This is a genomic window from Erysipelatoclostridium sp. An173 (assembly GCF_963931465.1).
Lineage (GTDB): Bacteria > Bacillota_I > Bacilli_A > Erysipelotrichales > Coprobacillaceae > Thomasclavelia > Thomasclavelia merdavium.
This window is the reverse complement of the sequence record NZ_OZ007017.1, coordinates 1,304,658-1,322,798: the sequence shown is the minus strand read 5'-3', so window position 1 is coordinate 1,322,798 and position 18,141 is coordinate 1,304,658. Positions and strand designations below refer to the sequence as shown.

19 protein-coding genes are annotated in these 18,141 nt (G+C 27.8%); 5 read left to right on the top strand and 14 right to left on the bottom strand.

The annotated features are described in order from the left end of the window. Positions 1-15: 15 nt before the first annotated feature. From ABGT36_RS06665 to ABGT36_RS06640, 6 genes are all read right to left on the bottom strand, one after another. Positions 16-1,710: a ribonuclease J gene (locus ABGT36_RS06665; RefSeq protein ID WP_300078114.1), complete on the bottom strand. Its 1,695-nt coding sequence runs from the start codon at positions 1,708-1,710 to the stop codon at positions 16-18. A 189-nt stretch (positions 1,711-1,899) separates the two neighbouring features. Next, positions 1,900-2,700 (bottom strand): dihydrodipicolinate synthase family protein, encoded by an 801-nt coding sequence (locus ABGT36_RS06660; protein WP_308697814.1) that lies wholly within the window; start codon positions 2,698-2,700, stop codon positions 1,900-1,902. A 14-nt stretch (positions 2,701-2,714) separates the two neighbouring features. Continuing rightward, on the bottom strand, positions 2,715-3,773 hold the full coding sequence (locus ABGT36_RS06655; protein ID WP_346677336.1) for an aspartate kinase: 1,059 nt from the start codon (positions 3,771-3,773) through the stop codon (positions 2,715-2,717). Next, entirely contained in the window at positions 3,766-4,356 is a 591-nt protein-coding gene (locus ABGT36_RS06650) for a dipicolinate synthase subunit B (RefSeq protein WP_087298554.1), read from the bottom strand. The genes ABGT36_RS06655 and ABGT36_RS06650 overlap by 8 nt, the downstream gene beginning before the upstream one ends. Beyond that, positions 4,343-5,092: an NAD(P)-dependent oxidoreductase gene (locus ABGT36_RS06645; RefSeq protein WP_346677335.1), complete on the bottom strand. Its 750-nt coding sequence runs from the start codon at positions 5,090-5,092 to the stop codon at positions 4,343-4,345. Before ABGT36_RS06645 ends, ABGT36_RS06650 begins: the two co-directional genes overlap by 14 nt. A gap of 64 nt (positions 5,093-5,156) precedes the next feature. Further along, positions 5,157-5,474 (bottom strand): hypothetical protein, encoded by a 318-nt coding sequence (locus tag ABGT36_RS06640; protein ID WP_087298556.1) that lies wholly within the window; start codon positions 5,472-5,474, stop codon positions 5,157-5,159. A gap of 104 nt (positions 5,475-5,578) precedes the next feature. Here ABGT36_RS06640 and ABGT36_RS06635 point away from each other — a divergent pair, with 104 nt between their 5' ends. Further along, on the top strand, positions 5,579-6,103 hold the full coding sequence (locus tag ABGT36_RS06635) for a hypothetical protein (protein WP_296881914.1): 525 nt from the start codon (positions 5,579-5,581) through the stop codon (positions 6,101-6,103). A gap of 105 nt (positions 6,104-6,208) precedes the next feature. Here ABGT36_RS06635 and ABGT36_RS06630 read toward each other — a convergent pair whose 3' ends face one another. Next, complete coding sequence (locus ABGT36_RS06630; RefSeq protein WP_346677333.1) at positions 6,209-6,763, bottom strand: DJ-1 family glyoxalase III; 555 nt, start codon at positions 6,761-6,763, stop codon at positions 6,209-6,211. 203 nt (positions 6,764-6,966) lie between these two features. Here ABGT36_RS06630 and ABGT36_RS06625 point away from each other — a divergent pair, with 203 nt between their 5' ends. The 3 genes from ABGT36_RS06625 to ABGT36_RS06615 are packed head-to-tail and all read left to right on the top strand — an operon-like array spanning position 6,967 to position 9,528. After that, positions 6,967-7,575 carry an ECF transporter S component gene (locus ABGT36_RS06625; RefSeq protein WP_087302478.1) on the top strand — a complete coding sequence of 203 codons (609 nt, stop codon included), beginning with the start codon at positions 6,967-6,969 and terminating at the stop codon, positions 7,573-7,575. 1 nt (position 7,576) lies between these two features. After that, positions 7,577-8,764: a bifunctional phosphopantothenoylcysteine decarboxylase/phosphopantothenate--cysteine ligase CoaBC gene (gene coaBC, locus ABGT36_RS06620; RefSeq protein ID WP_300078096.1), complete on the top strand. Its 1,188-nt coding sequence runs from the start codon at positions 7,577-7,579 to the stop codon at positions 8,762-8,764. Further along, on the top strand, positions 8,758-9,528 hold the full coding sequence (locus tag ABGT36_RS06615) for a type III pantothenate kinase (protein ID WP_087302482.1): 771 nt from the start codon (positions 8,758-8,760) through the stop codon (positions 9,526-9,528). The genes coaBC and ABGT36_RS06615 overlap by 7 nt, the downstream gene beginning before the upstream one ends. 36 nt (positions 9,529-9,564) lie before the next feature. On the opposite strand, the gene ABGT36_RS06610 is transcribed toward ABGT36_RS06615, so the two are convergent. The 7 genes from ABGT36_RS06610 to ABGT36_RS06580 form a co-directional block, all read right to left on the bottom strand. Then, the gene (locus ABGT36_RS06610; protein WP_346677331.1) at positions 9,565-10,260 is read right to left on the bottom strand and encodes a YetF domain-containing protein; all 696 of its coding nucleotides are present in this window, start codon (positions 10,258-10,260) and stop codon (positions 9,565-9,567) included. Between the two features lie 80 nt (positions 10,261-10,340). After that, positions 10,341-10,850 (bottom strand): flavin reductase, encoded by a 510-nt coding sequence (locus ABGT36_RS06605; RefSeq protein ID WP_300630231.1) that lies wholly within the window; start codon positions 10,848-10,850, stop codon positions 10,341-10,343. A gap of 16 nt (positions 10,851-10,866) precedes the next feature. After that, entirely contained in the window at positions 10,867-12,444 is a 1,578-nt protein-coding gene (locus ABGT36_RS06600) for a WG repeat-containing protein (RefSeq protein ID WP_346677330.1), read from the bottom strand. A gap of 15 nt (positions 12,445-12,459) precedes the next feature. Further along, a complete protein-coding gene (malQ, locus tag ABGT36_RS06595) occupies positions 12,460-13,869 on the bottom strand; it encodes a 4-alpha-glucanotransferase (protein WP_296884165.1) in 1,410 nt (469 codons plus the stop codon). A gap of 1 nt (position 13,870) precedes the next feature. After that, the gene (locus ABGT36_RS06590; protein WP_087302492.1) at positions 13,871-14,512 is read right to left on the bottom strand and encodes a lactate utilization protein; all 642 of its coding nucleotides are present in this window, start codon (positions 14,510-14,512) and stop codon (positions 13,871-13,873) included. Positions 14,513-14,689: 177 nt separating this feature from the next. Then, positions 14,690-17,146 (bottom strand): heavy metal translocating P-type ATPase, encoded by a 2,457-nt coding sequence (locus tag ABGT36_RS06585; protein WP_346677327.1) that lies wholly within the window; start codon positions 17,144-17,146, stop codon positions 14,690-14,692. A 12-nt stretch (positions 17,147-17,158) separates the two neighbouring features. Next, positions 17,159-17,500: a metalloregulator ArsR/SmtB family transcription factor gene (locus ABGT36_RS06580; RefSeq protein ID WP_087302496.1), complete on the bottom strand. Its 342-nt coding sequence runs from the start codon at positions 17,498-17,500 to the stop codon at positions 17,159-17,161. A 110-nt stretch (positions 17,501-17,610) separates the two neighbouring features. Between ABGT36_RS06580 and ABGT36_RS06575 the strand changes: the two genes are divergently transcribed. After that, positions 17,611-18,135, top strand: a complete 525-nt coding sequence (locus ABGT36_RS06575; RefSeq protein ID WP_087373928.1) for a cysteine hydrolase family protein — start codon at positions 17,611-17,613, stop codon at positions 18,133-18,135. Positions 18,136-18,141: the final 6 nt, after the last annotated feature.

The window sequence follows — 18,141 nt, the reverse complement described above, 5'->3', positions numbered from 1 at the left end:
CAAGAATAAACTTGCTTAAACTTCAATTATAATTGGTAAAACAACTGGTTTTTTTCCGGTTTCTTTAGAAATATATTTATTAACTTTATCCTTAATTGTCTGACGAACTTCAATCGCTTCTAATTTAGGATTGTTTTTCATTTCAGCAACACATTTTTCAGAAATTTCAATAATTCCTTTAATTATGTATTCTGAATCTCTTAAATAAACAAATCCACGTGTCTGGACATCAGTATTAGCAATAATATCACGAGATTGACTATCAATCGTAACGCCAATAACCACAACTCCATCATTAGATAATTGGATGCGATCATCAATTACTTTATCACCAACATCACCAACCCCGATACCATCAATCATAACATCTTCAACTTCAATAGTATCACGGTAATCTTGTAATTTTCCATCGATAAATGTCAATATTTCCCCATTATCAATAATTCCCACATTTTCAAAAGCTATTTCCATACTTCGAGCAATATCTAAATTAGAAATAAAGTGCTGATATTCCCCTTTAATTGGAATAAAATATTTAGGTTTGAAAATTTGAATGATAACTTTAATATCTTCTTGTGAAGCATGCATTGAACACAATTCTTTATTTTTCAAAACATGAATATTAGCATCAGTTTTATATAACTCATTAATTGCTTTATTAGCGATTTTTTCTGTTCCTGGTATAACTGGTGAAGCAACAATAAATGTGTCATTTTCATTTAATTTTAATGATTCATCGCCACCATCAATTATATCTAAAATATCATGATAAATTCTTTGTGGGGTTCCACTTAATAATACAACTAAATTATCATCAACATTTTTCTTACCAATATCAGTTGAAAAAGCAATAATTTCTTTAGGAATTTCAATAACTGCTTTTTTTAACTGTTGTCCGATACGAACAATACTATTAGTGCTATCGTATTTATCGCGACCATAGAAAACTATTTTACGACCATATTTTTTGGTCAATTCAACAATTTCTTTAGTTCTAAAAATATTTTGGGCATAGCTTGTAATTATGATTCGCCCTTCACTATCTTCAAAAATATGATCTAATTTGTCAGTTAATTTATGCTTTGGTGAAGTATATCCGGAATTTTTAGAATAAGATGATTCGCAAAGTAATGCTAAAACACCTTTTTTTCCAATTTCCATCATTTTCTGGATATCGCATCTAAATCCTTCAGGAGCACCAAAATCAATAATGAATTCACCGCTATAAACAATATAACCATTTTCACTCCAAATAGCTACTCCTACACTTCCAGGAATAGAGTGAGTTACTGGGAAAAATTCAACTGGAATATCACTAATGATAATAGAATCATTGCGTTTTACTCTTGTAATATTGTAATTTAATTTTAAATTATTTTGTTTTTTATACCGTTTCAACATTTGTTCAATCAAATCAGCTGTTAAAGCTGGTGCATAAATTGGCACATCGATTGTTTCTAATAAATATGGCAAGGCTGCCATAACATCATCATGACCGTGAGTAATAATTACTGCAACTACACGATCTTCATTTTCTTTTAAAAAATCAAAACTAGGAATTATTATATCAACACCTAATTTACTAACTTCTGGGAAACGAAATCCAGCATCGATAATAAAGATTTTTTCATTTATTTCAATGCAATACATACTTTTACCCATTTCCGCTTGGCCACCAAGTGGAATAATTTTTACACTTTCTTTACTCATTTTTACCTCCATTATTATATTATTAGTCATTTATTAGTACTTTATTATTGTGTGTGGTTTAACCATATTATCATATTTAACAAATGTTTACTAATACTTTCTATTCTAATTGTAACAAAATTCTTTCTAAAATTAAATTAATTTGTTTGGTATATTATTAACCGCCTTATATATTTTAGTAAACAAAGATCAATTAATTGTCATTTTTAATAATCTATCGATATTATTTTTTAATTCTATACTGATATTTGATAATGGAAGTCGTGTAAAACATTCAATATTTTCACTTTGACTAAGAGCATATTTTAAGGTACTAGTAATATTTTCCTGATAAAAATATTTTAATAATAACATTAAATAATCGTGATCTACTTTATTTGAAGAAGTAATTAGTTTTTTTATATTTTGATAATCCAAATTAGCTAAACTACTGATAATTCCTGATTTTATCTGGTAATGAAAATCTTTTAATAAAGTTTCATCATAAAAAACATCAAAATTGTCAATATGGTCTATTACATGATATTTACATATTATTCCAGCAATATTTTTGTGTTCCTGGACTAATTTAGAAATAGTCTGTTCATTAATTTTAACCTTTTGACAATCTTTAATAATAATTTTTTTATTAGTTGTTAAAGCGATAAAATTAAAATGTTTAAATATTTCTTGTTGTTTTAAACCAGAAACTTCTGGAATTTTAATAATAAAACCGTTTAGATTTTGTAAATCACTTAGGTTATTGATTTTTCGAATTACTTTTTTGGTTGATAAATCATTGATAACTGTATAAATATTTATTTGTGGATAATGAAAACAAAAATAACGTAAAAAATGTTTCAATTCTAAAAAACTTAGTGTCGCTCCTTCTCCAGTATTACCACCAATAACAAAATTATTACACCCCTGTTCAATTAAACGATCGATCAATTCTTTAGTTTTATCATAGTCAATAGTATCATCAGCTTTAAATGGGGTTAGTAAATTAATAAATATTTTTATTTTTAATCACTCCTAACAATTATATCATGCAGTAAGTTTAAATCCTGGTGCCAGTTTTTTTCTTCAACATAATAACTAGAAGTTTCATTTTGAGATATTATTGCAAATTTATCAAGAAAATTGCGATATATTTCATCTTTATCAAGACCACAGCCAACAAAATGAACTTTGGTATAGTTTTTGATTTTAATAAAAGGTGTTTCTAATTTTTTTAAATTTTCTGTTGCAACAAAATAATTTTTACCATAACAATCATTTAAATATTTAAGATCATTAGAATTAATTGTTTTTTCAAAATGAATCAAACAATAATCAAAGTCAATTGACATTGTCCTAATACTAGTATCATCATGATTAATCAAAGTTCCAATTTGATCATTTAAATAAGAACGAAGTTTAATTTTAAAACCAATTTTTTTATATCCTTCATTTAAAGCTTTATAACAAATAATCCTTGCCTTATGTTTAGCTAAATCTAAAGCCTGTTTATAGCCAACATGACAAATTAATTTAGAATCATAAATATATTTAGGATCTCCAGTATATATTCCACAAACATCACTAAAAATATAAACTTCATCAAGGTTTAACCGCCGCGCTAAATAAGCAGCTGTATAATCACTATCACCTTTTTCTAAAATCTTTAAATTACCACGATTATCAATTCCTTGAAAACCAGGAACTATAATAATATCATACGTTTCAAAATATTTTTTAATCCTGTTTTGGTTAACATTTACTAATTTATTTTTATGAGTTTTTAATTCAATTTGTCTTGATGATACGGAAATAGCTTTTAAATGCTGTTTTTTTAGTTCATTAGACAAAATTATACTACTAATGATCTCGCCACAACTAAGCAAACGACTATATTCATCACTGTTTACCTGGCTAACTAACGATTTTAATGTATCAGTTGCATATGGGGCAGGATAACGACCCATTGCACTAGTAACAATTAATAATTTATCATCAGCATATTTTTTAATTATTTCGATGACCTTATCAATAGATTCTTGATTTTGTAAACATGTTCCACCAAATTTTAAAACTTTAATCATCTTTATTCCCTTCTAATACCGGTTGAATCTGTTTGTTATTTAATGCATTTATTAATGTAGGAATAACAAGATTTTCATCAAAAAGCATACTGTTTGGTTTTTTTATATAATCATCTTGATACATTGGTACTAAATAGAAATGCTTTGTATTTAATAGTTGCATTATATTTTTTCCAGAGTTGCTTAAAGCATCATTAGTTGCTATTGCTAGTACAACGTTATGTTCATTTCGTAGTGTTGATTTACAAGCCATAGTTACAGCGTTATCATTTAAACCATATGTCAGTTTAGCTAAAGTATTACCACTACATGGCATTACTAACATAATATCCAAAGGAATTTTAGGACCGAAAATTTCACTATCAACAACATTATCAATTATTTTACGTTTGGATAATTTTTCTAATTCTTCAATTAATTCATCAGCTTTATCAAAGCGAGTATCACATGTTAATATTTTTTCACTTGCAAAAATATATAAATCACACTTTAACTTACTTAAATCTTTTATTACCGATAGTGTTTTTTCTAACGAGCAAAAAGATCCAGTTAATCCGATTCCAATTTTTTTATTTTCCAGCATAACGATCAACAACTTTCTTAATAGCCTGATATAAAACTAAAGCACTGCTTTGATAAGCATATTTTGTTGGTAATTGTTTTAATAGATGATAATTTTCATCACGATCTTGAATGTTCATACCATATGGTTTAGAAGCAATATCATAGATCTTGCAACCTGTTTTTTTGGTACTTAATATTTGTCTAGTTAAAATCTGTTTTGGAATAGTATTAATAACATAATCATATTTATCTAGGTTCAAATGATTTAATGAATGATATGAATATCCTTTTTTTATTACTTCATCAAAGTAATGGTTATTACGATTAGCAATAGTGATCTTAGCTTTAAAAGCATCTAATTTATTAGCTAAATCTTTACCACAATGACCATAGCCTAAAATCAATACTTTAGCATTCGCTAACGAAATTTTATTATCTATAATCATATAAGCTATTAATGCTTCATCACAAATAAAAGTATTTTCCCAAACAAAATCATCCTCATGATATAAATATTCATAATTAAAACCTTTTAATTTACTTAAATAAGATAATCGTTGATTTTTTAATAAAGTTATTACAATAGCATTGGGCTTAAAATCAACTTGTTCAAATCCAGCACCATCACGTCCTAAATACAGAATGTGACATACATCTAACATATTAATATTAGTTTCAACGCGATGACCATCTGCTTCTATTAACTTAGCTAAATACTTACAGCGATTATCATTTCCATTAATATAAACTATCATATTCCACCTCTACTATAAAATATGATTATTTTATTAGTTTGTTACTAAGTTGACTAAATAAAAGTCAACTTAGTAAATTTATACCAATTTCATCGCATAGCATTCCTAAAATTAATTCAATTCGCTTTTCTAATTGACTAACAGCTTTATCAAGCATATCTTTTTCATTATTTTGATTAACTGATTCTTCAACTAAATAATTAATTTTAACAACAAAAACATTTTTGTTATGCTGTATTAATGAAATATGATAGTCAATTTCTAACTTTTTATCCTTGTTATAGCTATAACCAACTTTTATTAGTGCGCTAATTTTAGAACCATCAATTACTTCACTTTCATTAACTACATTGGCATGGATACTTTTTAGTCTAATTATCATTTTAATTCCTCCTTTACTAGTATTTACTTTTTAAAATATATTTTTTCTTTTATTATTTGCTTTTTTTTCTATTTTTATTAGAATGTTTTTATTGGAGGAAAAAAATGTATATCTTATTGTTTATCATAACCATACTGTTATCTTTAAAAACATCATGGACTTATAATAATTTTACTTATTTATCTTATCAAAATGATTTACGTATTTATTATTTATTATGGGTCAGTTGTATTTCGATATTTTTATTATATAAGGTAGTTAAAATATATCGGCAGTTTACATATTTTACTAAATCAGATTGGATCTTAATTACTACTAGTTTTATTACTATGCTTGTAGGGTCTTTTTTACCATATCATCCTGATAGTGAAGATTTATTTTCATCGTTACATATTATTTTATCGATGCTTGGTGCTATTACTATTTTATTGATTATTTTTATCTTGATTAATCGTTTGATGAATTTTGATTTTTCTTTATATCAAAAAATGACTTCTTTATATCGAACTCAATTACTTATATTAGGAATGTTGATTGTGATGTTTGGCAATATTAATAGTATAATTGAGTTATATTTTACGGCTATAGTATTATATAATTTAGCTAAAATAGAAAAAAGTACGACATAACATCGTACTTTGCAAAGATCTTTCTTTGAAATTTAGCCATTATAATTATCATTCTTTGCATTGGTAATTATACTCCAAATTTCTAATAAAAGAAAGAGGTAAAATTTAAATATTTTTTTCTAAGTATTTATATTGCATACCCTCTTTTAATTCATCACTATCATACCCTAGTTGTTCTAATAATGTATAGCTAAAAGCCAGTGCTGCTGCTGGTCCTTTTCCAGTAATAATATTACCATCAACTTGTACCAAAGCTTCTTGATAATTGGCACTAGTTAGTTCATCTTCAAATCCTGGATAACAAGTTACTGTTTTATTTGCGATAACATCAGCTTTTTGTAATACAATTGGTCCAGCACAGATAGCACCAATGAATTTATTATTTTCATTAAATCTTTTTACTAATTCAATAACTCTATTATCATCACGTAAATTGGTAGCTCCTGGTAGCCCACCTGGTATAACGATCATATCATAATCATCTAAGTTATTATCATAAATACAATCCATTGAAACTTTAATTTGATGTGAACTTGTAACCACCTCTTTATCCATTCCAACCATTGTACATTCAACATTAGCGCGACGCATAATATCAACTACGCTTAAAGCTTCTAATTCTTCAAATCCATCATGAAATAATACTGCAACTTTTTTCATTTAATAAAACCTCCTATACTTATATTTTACCACTTATACTAATTGATAAGCAATTTAAATTATTGAATTATTATATAGATAGTAATATAATTACTTTGTTATTAAGTAAATATTTAATAGTGACTTGACACTAATTATCTAATTACAAATAACGTTTAATATATTTTAACACCGTATCTTTATGAACGGTAGTGGAGGTAAAAATGAAAAACAAAAAAACTAAAAATCTTGTCTTGTATGCAATGTTTATTGCCATTGAAATGTTACTAGTATTTATTCCCTTTCTAGGATATATTCCAATTGGCCCTTTGCGTGCAACAACATTACACATCCCAGTTATTATTGCCGGAATTACTCTAGGTAAAAAAGGTGGTTCATTAATTGGACTGGTTTTTGGACTTTCAAGTCTATTTTATAATACTATTAGTCCAACAATAACTTCTTTTGTTTTTTCACCATTTATTAGTGGAAATATCCTAAGTGCAGTTATTGCTATTGTCCCTAGAGTTTTGATTGGTTATATTGCTGGAATTATTTTTGAAAAATTCCAAAAAGCTAAAATTAATAACAATATTGGTATAATTATTGCTGGTTTAGCTGGTTCTTTAGTTAATACCATTTTAGTTTTAGGAGGAATTTATTTTATTTTTGGCCAAAGTTATGCTATTGCAATTGGTCAGGATTTTAATCTTCTTGTTACATATTTAATTGGAATTATAACAACTAGCGGTATTTTAGAGGCAGTAGTTGGAACAATTATTGCTTTATTTGTATGTAAGCCGCTATTAACATATACTAAGAGAGGAAGTTAAAATGAAAACTATTGTTGTTGGAGTAAGTGGTAGTATTGCTGCTTACAAAGTCTGTGATTTATTACGAGCATTAAAAAAATTAGATTATGACCTTGAAGTTATTATGACTAATAATGCTACTAAATTTATTAGCCCTTTAACAATCGGAGCCTTAATTAATAAGCCGGTACTACTTGATGATTTTGATGAAGAAGGTTATCAAATTAAACATATTAGCTATGCTAAAAAAGCTGATTGTTTTGTTATTGTACCAGCAACTGCTAATATTATAGGAAAAATCGCTAATGGTATTTGTGATGACATTGTCACTTCGACATTTATGGCAGCAACATGTCCTAAGCTAATTGCTCCAGCAATGAATGTAAATATGTATGATAACTTAGCAAATCAACGTAATATTGAAAGATGCAAGACTTATGGCATCAAATTTGTAGAACCAGGCTATGGTTTGTTAGCTTGTGGCGATGTTGGTCGTGGTAAATTAGCTGATTATCAAGATATTATTACAATGATCGAATATTGTATGAATCCTAAACCATTAAAAAATAAATATGTTTTAATAACTGCTGGTCCTACTCAAGAAGCGATTGATCCCGTAAGATATATTACTAATCATTCAAGTGGAAAAATGGGTTATGCTTTAGCTAAACAAGCATTTTTATTAGGAGCAAGAGTTACTTTGATTACTGGACCTACCAATCTAAAAGTTCCTTATGGTATTAAAAGTATCAATATTACATCAGCTAGAGAGATGTTTGAAGCTGTAAAAGAAAACTATCATGATCAGGATTTTATTATCAAAGCAGCTGCAGTTGGTGATTATCGACCTAAAGAAACAGCAATAAATAAAATAAAGAAAAAAGATGATAACTTAGTTTTAGAATTAATAAAAAATGATGATATTTTAAGTTATTTAGGTCAACATAAAACAAATCAAATTATTTGTGGTTTTGCAATGGAAACCGAAAATTTGATAAAAAACGCTAAAGATAAATTTATCAAAAAAAATTGTGATTTATTAGTTGCAAATAGTCTTAAAGAATCAGGAGCTGGTTTTAAAGGTGATACTAATAAAGTTACTTTGATTACGGCAGATGAAATTGAAGAGAAAAATATAATGACTAAAGATGAAGTTGCTAAAACAATCTTATACAAATTAATAGAAATTAAAGGAGAAGAAAAATGTTAGTTGTAATTGATATTGGTAATACAAATATTACAATGGGTCTATTTGATGGAGATGAAATTATTGGAAATTACCGTCTAACAACAAAATTAGAAAGAACTTCTGATGAATATGGTTTTATGCTGTTAAGCTTTTTAAATGCTTCTAATATTGATGTTGAACAAATTCAAGATGTTATAATTGCTTCAGTTGTACCTAAAATCATGTACTCATTTACAAATTCAATCAAAAAATATTTTAATAAAGAACCAATTATTATTGGACCAGGAATAAAAACTGGAATTAGAATCAAAATCGATAACCCAAAAGAATTAGGAGCTGACCGTTTGGTTGATGCTGCGGGTGCTTATTATATTTATGGCGGTCCATGTTTAGTGATTGATTTTGGAACAGCAACAACTTTTGATATTATCAATGATCATGGCGACTTTTTAGGTGGAGCTACGGCACCAGGGATTGGAATTAGTGTCAATGCCCTTTCAAGTCAAGCTGCTAAATTACCAGAAATTGAAATCAAAAAGCCAAAAAATATTATTGCTAAAAACACTGTATCTAGTATGCAGGCTGGTATTGTTTATGGTTATATTGGATTAACTGAAAATATAATTTGTGCATTAAAGAATGAATATGGTGATAATTTAAAAGTTGTTTCAACTGGTGGTCTAGGTAGAATTATTTTTAATGAGACTGATTTAATTGATATTTATGATCCTGATCTAACTTTTAAAGGATTAAAAATAATTTATGATATGTATAAAAAAAAATAATCAAAAAGCATAAAAGTTGTGGGTTTCCACAACTTTTTAAATATATTTTCTTTCAATATCATTAACTGTATATATAATTAAGTTACTATTATCTTCTTGATACATTAATAAAACATCATTTATTTTTATGCCTAGTACTGCTAACTCACGCTCTAACCATTGGGTATCTTGATTAATCAAGTTTAAGTTTTCATAAATTATTTTTCCTTCTTTAATTAATAAAGATGGTAATTCTATTGGTGTTATTTTTAAATTTAAATCTTCTGCTGTTACTTGTTGATATTGCTGTTTTGGATAAAAACTAAGCCGGCCATTAGTTTCTAAAATCACTAATGCTAATTCTTTTAACTTAAAATATCCTGCAATTCGACATTGCATTAAAAACTCATCAAGATCTAATTTTGCTTTTTTTAATTCTTGATAATATATTTTATCATTTTCATATAAAACAACCGCCTGTCCATCAATTAGTTTTCTTATCTTTAAAGAATTTCTTGTTAATTTCGATAATAAAATAATTAAAATGCCATAAATAAGCATTGCAATTAATGGCTGTAAAAAATCATCAAACTCTCCTATTGCCAGTTCACTTGCAATACTACCGATTGTTATACCATTGATATAATCATACATATTTAATTGGCTAACCTGCCGATAGCCCATTAATTTAGTTATAATAAATAAAACTGCTAATGATAATAGTGGGAAAATAATAAATTCAACTATTTGCATCTAATCACCACATTTATTTTTAACAGTTTTATTTTAATTAAACAGGATATTAAATTGTTAATATTTAAAACGAAAAAGAATTAATCTTTTTCGTTTACATATACTTCTTCAATTTCTCCAATATAAATATAATGGTAATCATGATTTGGATAATTTTTAATATCTAAATCTTTGTCAATAAATCCTTCAGGTTCGATTTTTCCACGATATAATTTTTTACAAGTAAAACACATTGTTCCTTGTTTAAAAGTAGGCTGATTATTTAACATTTCTATATCAAAACCAACTTCTTTGATTTTATCACCATCACGTCCTGATTTTGATCCTAAGACACCTAATTCCTTTTTATAACCTTTAAAACAAGTAATTGTAAAATAATCTGATTCATCAACAAATTCTCTAGTATAACGTTGTGGACGAATGTAAGCTGTTATTACATTTTTATTCCAGATAACACCAATACCACCCCAAGAAGCAGTCATGGTATTTACTTGATCACCCTTTTTAGCACTGATTAATAACCAGTCTTTACCAATTGTTTCAAATGGATTTAATTTCAATTCATTAATATCAATTTTTTTATAACTCATCTAAAAACCTCCCTACTTATTCAAAAAGATACCAAGAATCACCTACACTATCTTCTACCTGCCCGGTTTCTAAATCTACAGTGACCGTAGAATACATAACATTAGCTGTATTGCCACCAGTATAACGAACAACTAGTTGATAAGTATTATTTTCTTTAACACATTCATTTTCAAAAATAACATAATCATTACTGTTTGTTGTTTTAACATAATGATTAATTACTAGCTGACAGATTTCATCTAATGATAAATCTTGTGAGGATCTTTCTTGTTCCTGGTTAGTTTCTTCACCAACTTTAATAATTCCCCATTTACCATCCTGTTCTACCCAGCATTTACCATTATATACTGGTAAAATTTTATCAAATATTCCCGCTGGAATAACAATATTTCCATCAGTATCATTTAATTGCCATTTATCATCTTTTAATAAAGTAACAAATCCTTCACTAGCACTATATGCAAAATCAGAAAAATTATTAATTGTTTCTCTAGGATATACCTCGAACTGATTCCATGAAGCATCATATTCAATCGGTATAACTTCTTTACCTTCGGCATTTAAATAACCCCATTTTCCATCTTTTTTAACTGCAATTAATCCATCACAAAAGCTACCAGCATCTTCATAAATAAAATCCGTTAATTGTTTATCATTTACAAATATTGCATATTTACCATCTTGTTCTAGTTGCCAGGCACTGATATCACCTTCTGGCAAATCATTGACTTGTTGTACTGGATATGGTAAATCTGATTCGATCGTCAATCCGCTATCAAGACCATAATTATTAATAGGTATTAATTCATCGTTATAATAATAGATTTCACTTAATGAAGGTAAATATTCATAAAATGGTATTGGTGTTACTGACCTATCAACCTCAAAGAAATTACTATTGTTAAAATTATTATCATAATAATTATCATCAGTTTCTACAATATAAATATCATTAAAATTCGCTAGAACTTCAATACAATCAATATCATCTAAAACATTGCCATCATCGTCAATTAAACCATAACGATCATCTTTTTTTATTACTGCATAATTTTTTAACATCTGTTTTTTAGTAGTATTTAGATAATTTTCAACCGATGAACTTCTTAAATAATAAATATCATCAGCATCAATATCCGGCTCAACTACCCAGCTAAAATCAATATAGTGATCAATTTCATCATGACGATCATTTAATTTATCTTTATCTTCATCAGAAACTTTTTCTTCACCTTGTTCTAGTATCTCTTTAGCTTTATCATAATCATTTTGATAAGTATATACATCTGCTAGTTTTAAATACGGTTCAACAATCTTATCATCAATCTCAATAATTTCTAAATATGTATCTTCGGCTTTTTTATAATCTTTTTCTTCAATATAACGATCACCTTGTACTAACAAATCATTAATTTGTTTTGTATCTAATTGTTTATTAATAAAGATAGCAGCAATTATTATTGCAATTACAGTAATAGTGCTAATAATGATTATTTTCGATTTAGATTTTTTAACAACTTCTAACTTCTTGCCACATTGACTACAATATGTCGCATTTCTTTCATTTTTTGTACCACAATACTTACATTTCATAACATTACCTGATTATTATTTAGATAAGTTTTTAAATAACTCCATTGCTTTTGTTACATCATCAATATTAGCAACTCGATAAGTCCAGTTCGTATCGTTTACCACACCAGGTGTATTAAATCTTTGATCATTGTCGACTTCTAGTAAATCCCATATTGGAATAATGACATCACTAGCATCTGATTGTAAACAGAATTTTAAAATAGCTTCGTTTAATGGTAAATCATCATCGACAATTGCTTTTAATTTATAAATATCTTCTTCATTTAAACCACTTATCCAGCCTTTGATTGTTTCATTATCATGTGTTCCTGAATAGAAAAATGAGTTTTCAAGATTATCATAACCGTCATTTAGCATAAATTGAAAAACTTTCATTCCTTTTAAATGATAATGATCTTTTAATTCAATAACCTCTGGTCGTAAATATCCTAAATCTTCAGCTACTAATTCAACATCACCTAAAGTTTCATATATTTTATCAAAAAGTGCATAGCCAGGTGCATATTGCCATTTACCTTCCATCGCTGTTTTAGCACAAGCAGGAATATCCCAATATGAATCAAAAGCTCTAAAGTGATCAATACGCGTAATATCAAAAATTTCACTAGCCCAGCCAATTCGTTCAATCCAAAATCTAAAATCATTTTTCTCTAAATATTGCCAGTCATAAATCGGATTACCCCAATATTGTCCCGTTGGGCTAAAATAATCAGGTGGCACCCCAGCAACACTAGTTGGATATCCAATACCATCTAATAAAAATGATTTATTATCTAACCACACTTCTACAGAACCATGGTCAACATAGAAAGGCATATCACCAATTATTTTTATTCCTTTATCATTAGCATATTTTTTCAATTTAAACCATTGATTGAAAAATATATATTGTACAAATTGATAATAACCTATTTCTTTACTATATTTAGTTAAATTAACTTGATGTTCTTGAGGATATTTTTTAAATTCATCAGGCCAGCTAGCCCAGTCATAACTATTATTGACTGTGGCAAAAGTACAAAAAATCGCATAATCCAAAACCCAAGGACATTTTTTTAAAAAATTATAATAATCTTCAGTAAATTTAAAATTTTCATATGCTTTTAATAAATAAGTTCTTTTAAATTTACGTACTTTATCATATGGGACTTTTATTGCATCAGGATAGAATTCAGGTACTGAATCTAATAAACCATCAGCAACTAAATAATCTAAATTTATATAAATCTCATCTCCAGCATAAGTACTAACAGCTCGATAAGGCGAGTTAGCTTGTGTTGAGGGGTGAAATGGTAAAATTTGTAAATAATCAGCTCCATTTTTTTCTAATAGGTCAATAACTTTATAGGCATTTTCTCCTAAATCACCAATGCCGTGATTTGAAGGAAAACTAGATAACGGAAATAAAACTCCTGTTTCCATTTTAATATCCTAAATCCTGATTAACTATTACAATTTTTATTCTGCCTACATTTCCCTGATAACCTAATTTTACAAAACTGCTACAAATTCTATCTGGTGATAAACAATCCATACATTCCCCTTTTTTAGTGCATGGCGTATTTTTATTTAATCTAACTGCATTAGCTGGTGCGCTAACTGTTTTTATATGATTAATGGCCTCTGCTTCAGTATTAAAGATTTTATTTTTTCCCGCAATAACAATTACTTCTTTAGGACCATAAATCATTGCTGCTACACGATTTCCGTTTCCATCAATATTGTATAAACATCCATCAGTAGTTAATGCATTAGTACTAGTAATAAATAAATCACTAGTAAAAGCTTTTCGGTAAATTTCCTGCATTTGTTCACGATCTAATCCTTCTTGATAACGATCATGTAAAATTACATCAGAATTATGAATTTGTTCAATTACACCAGTTTCAAATAGGGTCATTGAACCTCCTAGCGCTACTGTCTTTTTATTGCATAAGTAACGACTCAAATAATTGTGTAATTGTTCAAAATCGTCAACAAAATTGATTTGCATATTGTTTTTTTCGAATGCTTTAATCATATCATCTTGTTTAATTTTAATTATTGTTTGTAAATTTTTGTCCATAAAAGCCATTTCCTTTCCATCGTATAATATTAATTATATTATTTTGCTAGCACAAAATCAACAAACTAAATTTTTTTATCTATGCACATTATTCACATGTTGTTCACAATGGGAATAACTTGTGAATAATGTGAACAAAAAAATCCTTGAATGATTAATTTCAAGGATTCTTTATATTTATCTTAAAATTCGCATTGAATTTAAAATGGCAATCAATGTTACACCAACATCAGCAAATACACCCATCCACATATTAGATAATCCAAACATTGTTAAAAGTAAAACTCCTATTTTGATAACCAATGTAAAAATTACATTTTGTTTTAAAATAAGATTTGTTTTTTTGGAAATATCAATGGCTTCACCAATGGTATCAATATCATCGTTCATTAAGACAATATCAGCAGCTTCGATTGCAGCATCGCTACCGACACCACCCATGGCAATTCCTAAATCAGCTCGAGCTAAAACTGGTGCATCATTGATACCATCACCAACGAATGCTGTTTTTTTATTATCTTGGATCAATTCTTCAACTTTTGTTACTTTATCTTGTGGTAGTAATTCACTATAAACACGATCAATACCTACTTTACTAGCAATATCATCAGCTACTTCTTTACGATCACCAGTTAACATAACGGTATCTTTTATTCCTGATTGTTTCAATCGTTTAATTCCAGTAATAGCAGTATCTTTGATCTTATCAGCAACAACAATATTTCCTAAATACTCATCATTACAAGTTATGTGAACTACTGTTCCAACTGTTGTTGGGTTTGTTACTTGATAACCCATATCTTCAATATAAGATTTATTTCCTAAATGATATAAATCATTATCAATCTTTACCTCAATACCTTTACCAGCAACTTCTTTAAAATCTGAAATTCTTGATTGATCAATTTCTTGACCATATTTTTCAACAATACTTCTAGCAATTGGATGATTAGACATTCTTTCACCATAAGCACCAATCATTAATAAATCATCAGAACCATTGACTTCGACAACTTCAAAGCTACCTTCAGTTAAAGTTCCAGTTTTATCAAATACTATAGTATCAATATCTTTTAATAGTTCTAAGTAATTGCCACCTTTAATTAATGCCCCAACTTTACTAGCTTTTCCTAATCCGGCATATAAACCTAACGGTATTGAAATGACTAAAGCACAAGGACATGAAACAACTAAAAATGTTAATGCTCGATATAACCAGTCAGTAAAGACTGCATCTTTAAATATCAACATTGGAATTACTGCTAAAGCAACAGCTAGAAAAACTACTGTTGGAGTATATACTCTAGCAAACTTAGTTATAAATTGTTCGATTGGAGCTTTTTTACTAGCAGCATTTTCAACTAAATCTAAAATCTTAGATACTGTTGAATTTTCATAAGCTTGAGTTACCTTGATTTTAATAACGCCTGTTAAATTTACAACACCAGCTAAAACTTCATCATTAATATCTACATTTCGTGGTAATGTTTCTCCTGTCAAACTTGATGTATCTAAGCTACTATTACCATTAACTACAATACCATCTAATGGTACTTTTTCTCCTGGTTTTACTAATATTATATCATTGATTTTAACTTCTTCAGGAGCCACTTGTTTTACTGTATCGTCAATTACTAAATTAGCATATTCACTTTTAATATCCATTAATGAACTAATAGAAGTTCTTGTTTTATTAACTGCATATGCCTGAAAAATTTCACCAATTGAATAAAATAGCATTACTGCTATTGCTTCTTTGTAATCACTGATACAAAAAGCTCCGATTGTTGCAATACACATTAAAAAGTTTTCATCAAATATTTGACCTCTTTTTATATTTTTTAAAGCTTTAAATAAAACTTTATAACCAATTAATAAATAAGCAATACCAAAGATAAATACATCATATTTTGTACCACCTAAAATAATTCCAATTATATAAATTATTGTTCCAATAATTAATTCCACATGATCTTTACAAACAAATAGTTTTGGTTTTTCTATAACTTTAATATCTTTTTTCATTGATAAAGTAATTCCGCTTTCTACTTTATCAATTACATTTTTCAAACGTTTTAATAATTCATCATCACTCATTTCCCTATTCAACTTAACTTTTAGTGTTTCAGTTGAAAATATTATCATTGCATCTTCAACTTCATCCATCTTATTAATCTCTTGTTCAACTTTCATTGCACAATGTGCGCAATCAAGTCCATTAATATTAATATTGATAGCATTTTTTAAATCACCATGGTGAATTGTTTCTACATGTTCATCATGATGGTCGTGATGACATCCACAACCACATTCATCATGGTGGTGTTCATGATTGCAATCGCATGAATGGTGATGATGATCATGGTCACAATCACATGAATGGTGATGGTGTTCGTGATCATGTTCGTTGTGTGTTGAATTTTGATTAACTAATTCAACATCTGGTTCGATACTACAAACAACTTGTTTGATCTTTTCTTCATCAAAACTATTTTCATCAACATCTAAAAACAACGTCGTAGTTGCAAAAGCAATATTACATTCATTGACATAATCTAATTTATTAAGCTGATCTTCTATTTTTTGAGCACAATGAGCACAATCCAATCCCTTCAAACTATACTTTAGTTTCATAAAAATCCTCCCTTATTTATTTAAATGCATAATATGTTTATATCCAGCATCAAATATTTGTTTTACATGTTCATCATCAAGTGAATAATAAATCAAACGCCCATCTCTTCTTGATTTTACTAATTTTGCCTGTTTTAAAATTCTTAATTGATGAGATATTGCTGATTGGGTCATATTTAAACATGCAGCCAAATCATAAACACACATTTCTGCCTCAAACAAAGCACAGATGATTCTAACTCTAGTAGTATCACCAAAGACTTTAAAAAGCTCGGCAACATCATATAATATTTCTTCTTGTGGCAATTTTTTACTTACTCTTGCCACTGTTTCTTCATTAACTATCTTTTCCATATCACACCTCTTTATATGAATAATTATTCATATGTTAATATAATTATATATCGTTATATTTACATTGTCAATTACAGATGTTAAAATATTAAAAAAGGCTGGTGAATTAAATGAAAAAATTATTAATAGTAATCGATTATCAAAATGATTTTGTTAGTGGCAGCTTAGGTTTTGACCAGGCGGTTAATTTAGAAGAACATTTAGTTTCTTTAATTAATACATACCATGAAAACAACGATGATGTTATTTTTACTCTTGATACTCATCAAGAAAATTATTTAGATACTCAAGAAGGACAAAAATTACCAATTGTTCACTGTGTTGAAAATACTGATGGTTGGCAGTTATATGGAAAAGTTAGAGATTTGGCTAAAGATGATAAAAAAATTCTAAAAAACACTTTTGGTTCTTTAGAATTAGGTAATTATTTAAAAAATAAAGATTATCAAGAAATCACATTAGTGGGCGTTGTTTCTAATATTTGCGTTATCTCTAATGCAATAATTGTTAAAGCAGCACTACCAGAAGCTAAAATAACTGTTGATTATCAAGGAATTGCAAGTAATGATGAAACCTTGCAGCAAAAAGCTCTAGATATTTTAAAAAATTTACAAATCGATATTATTGGCTGTTAATATTAA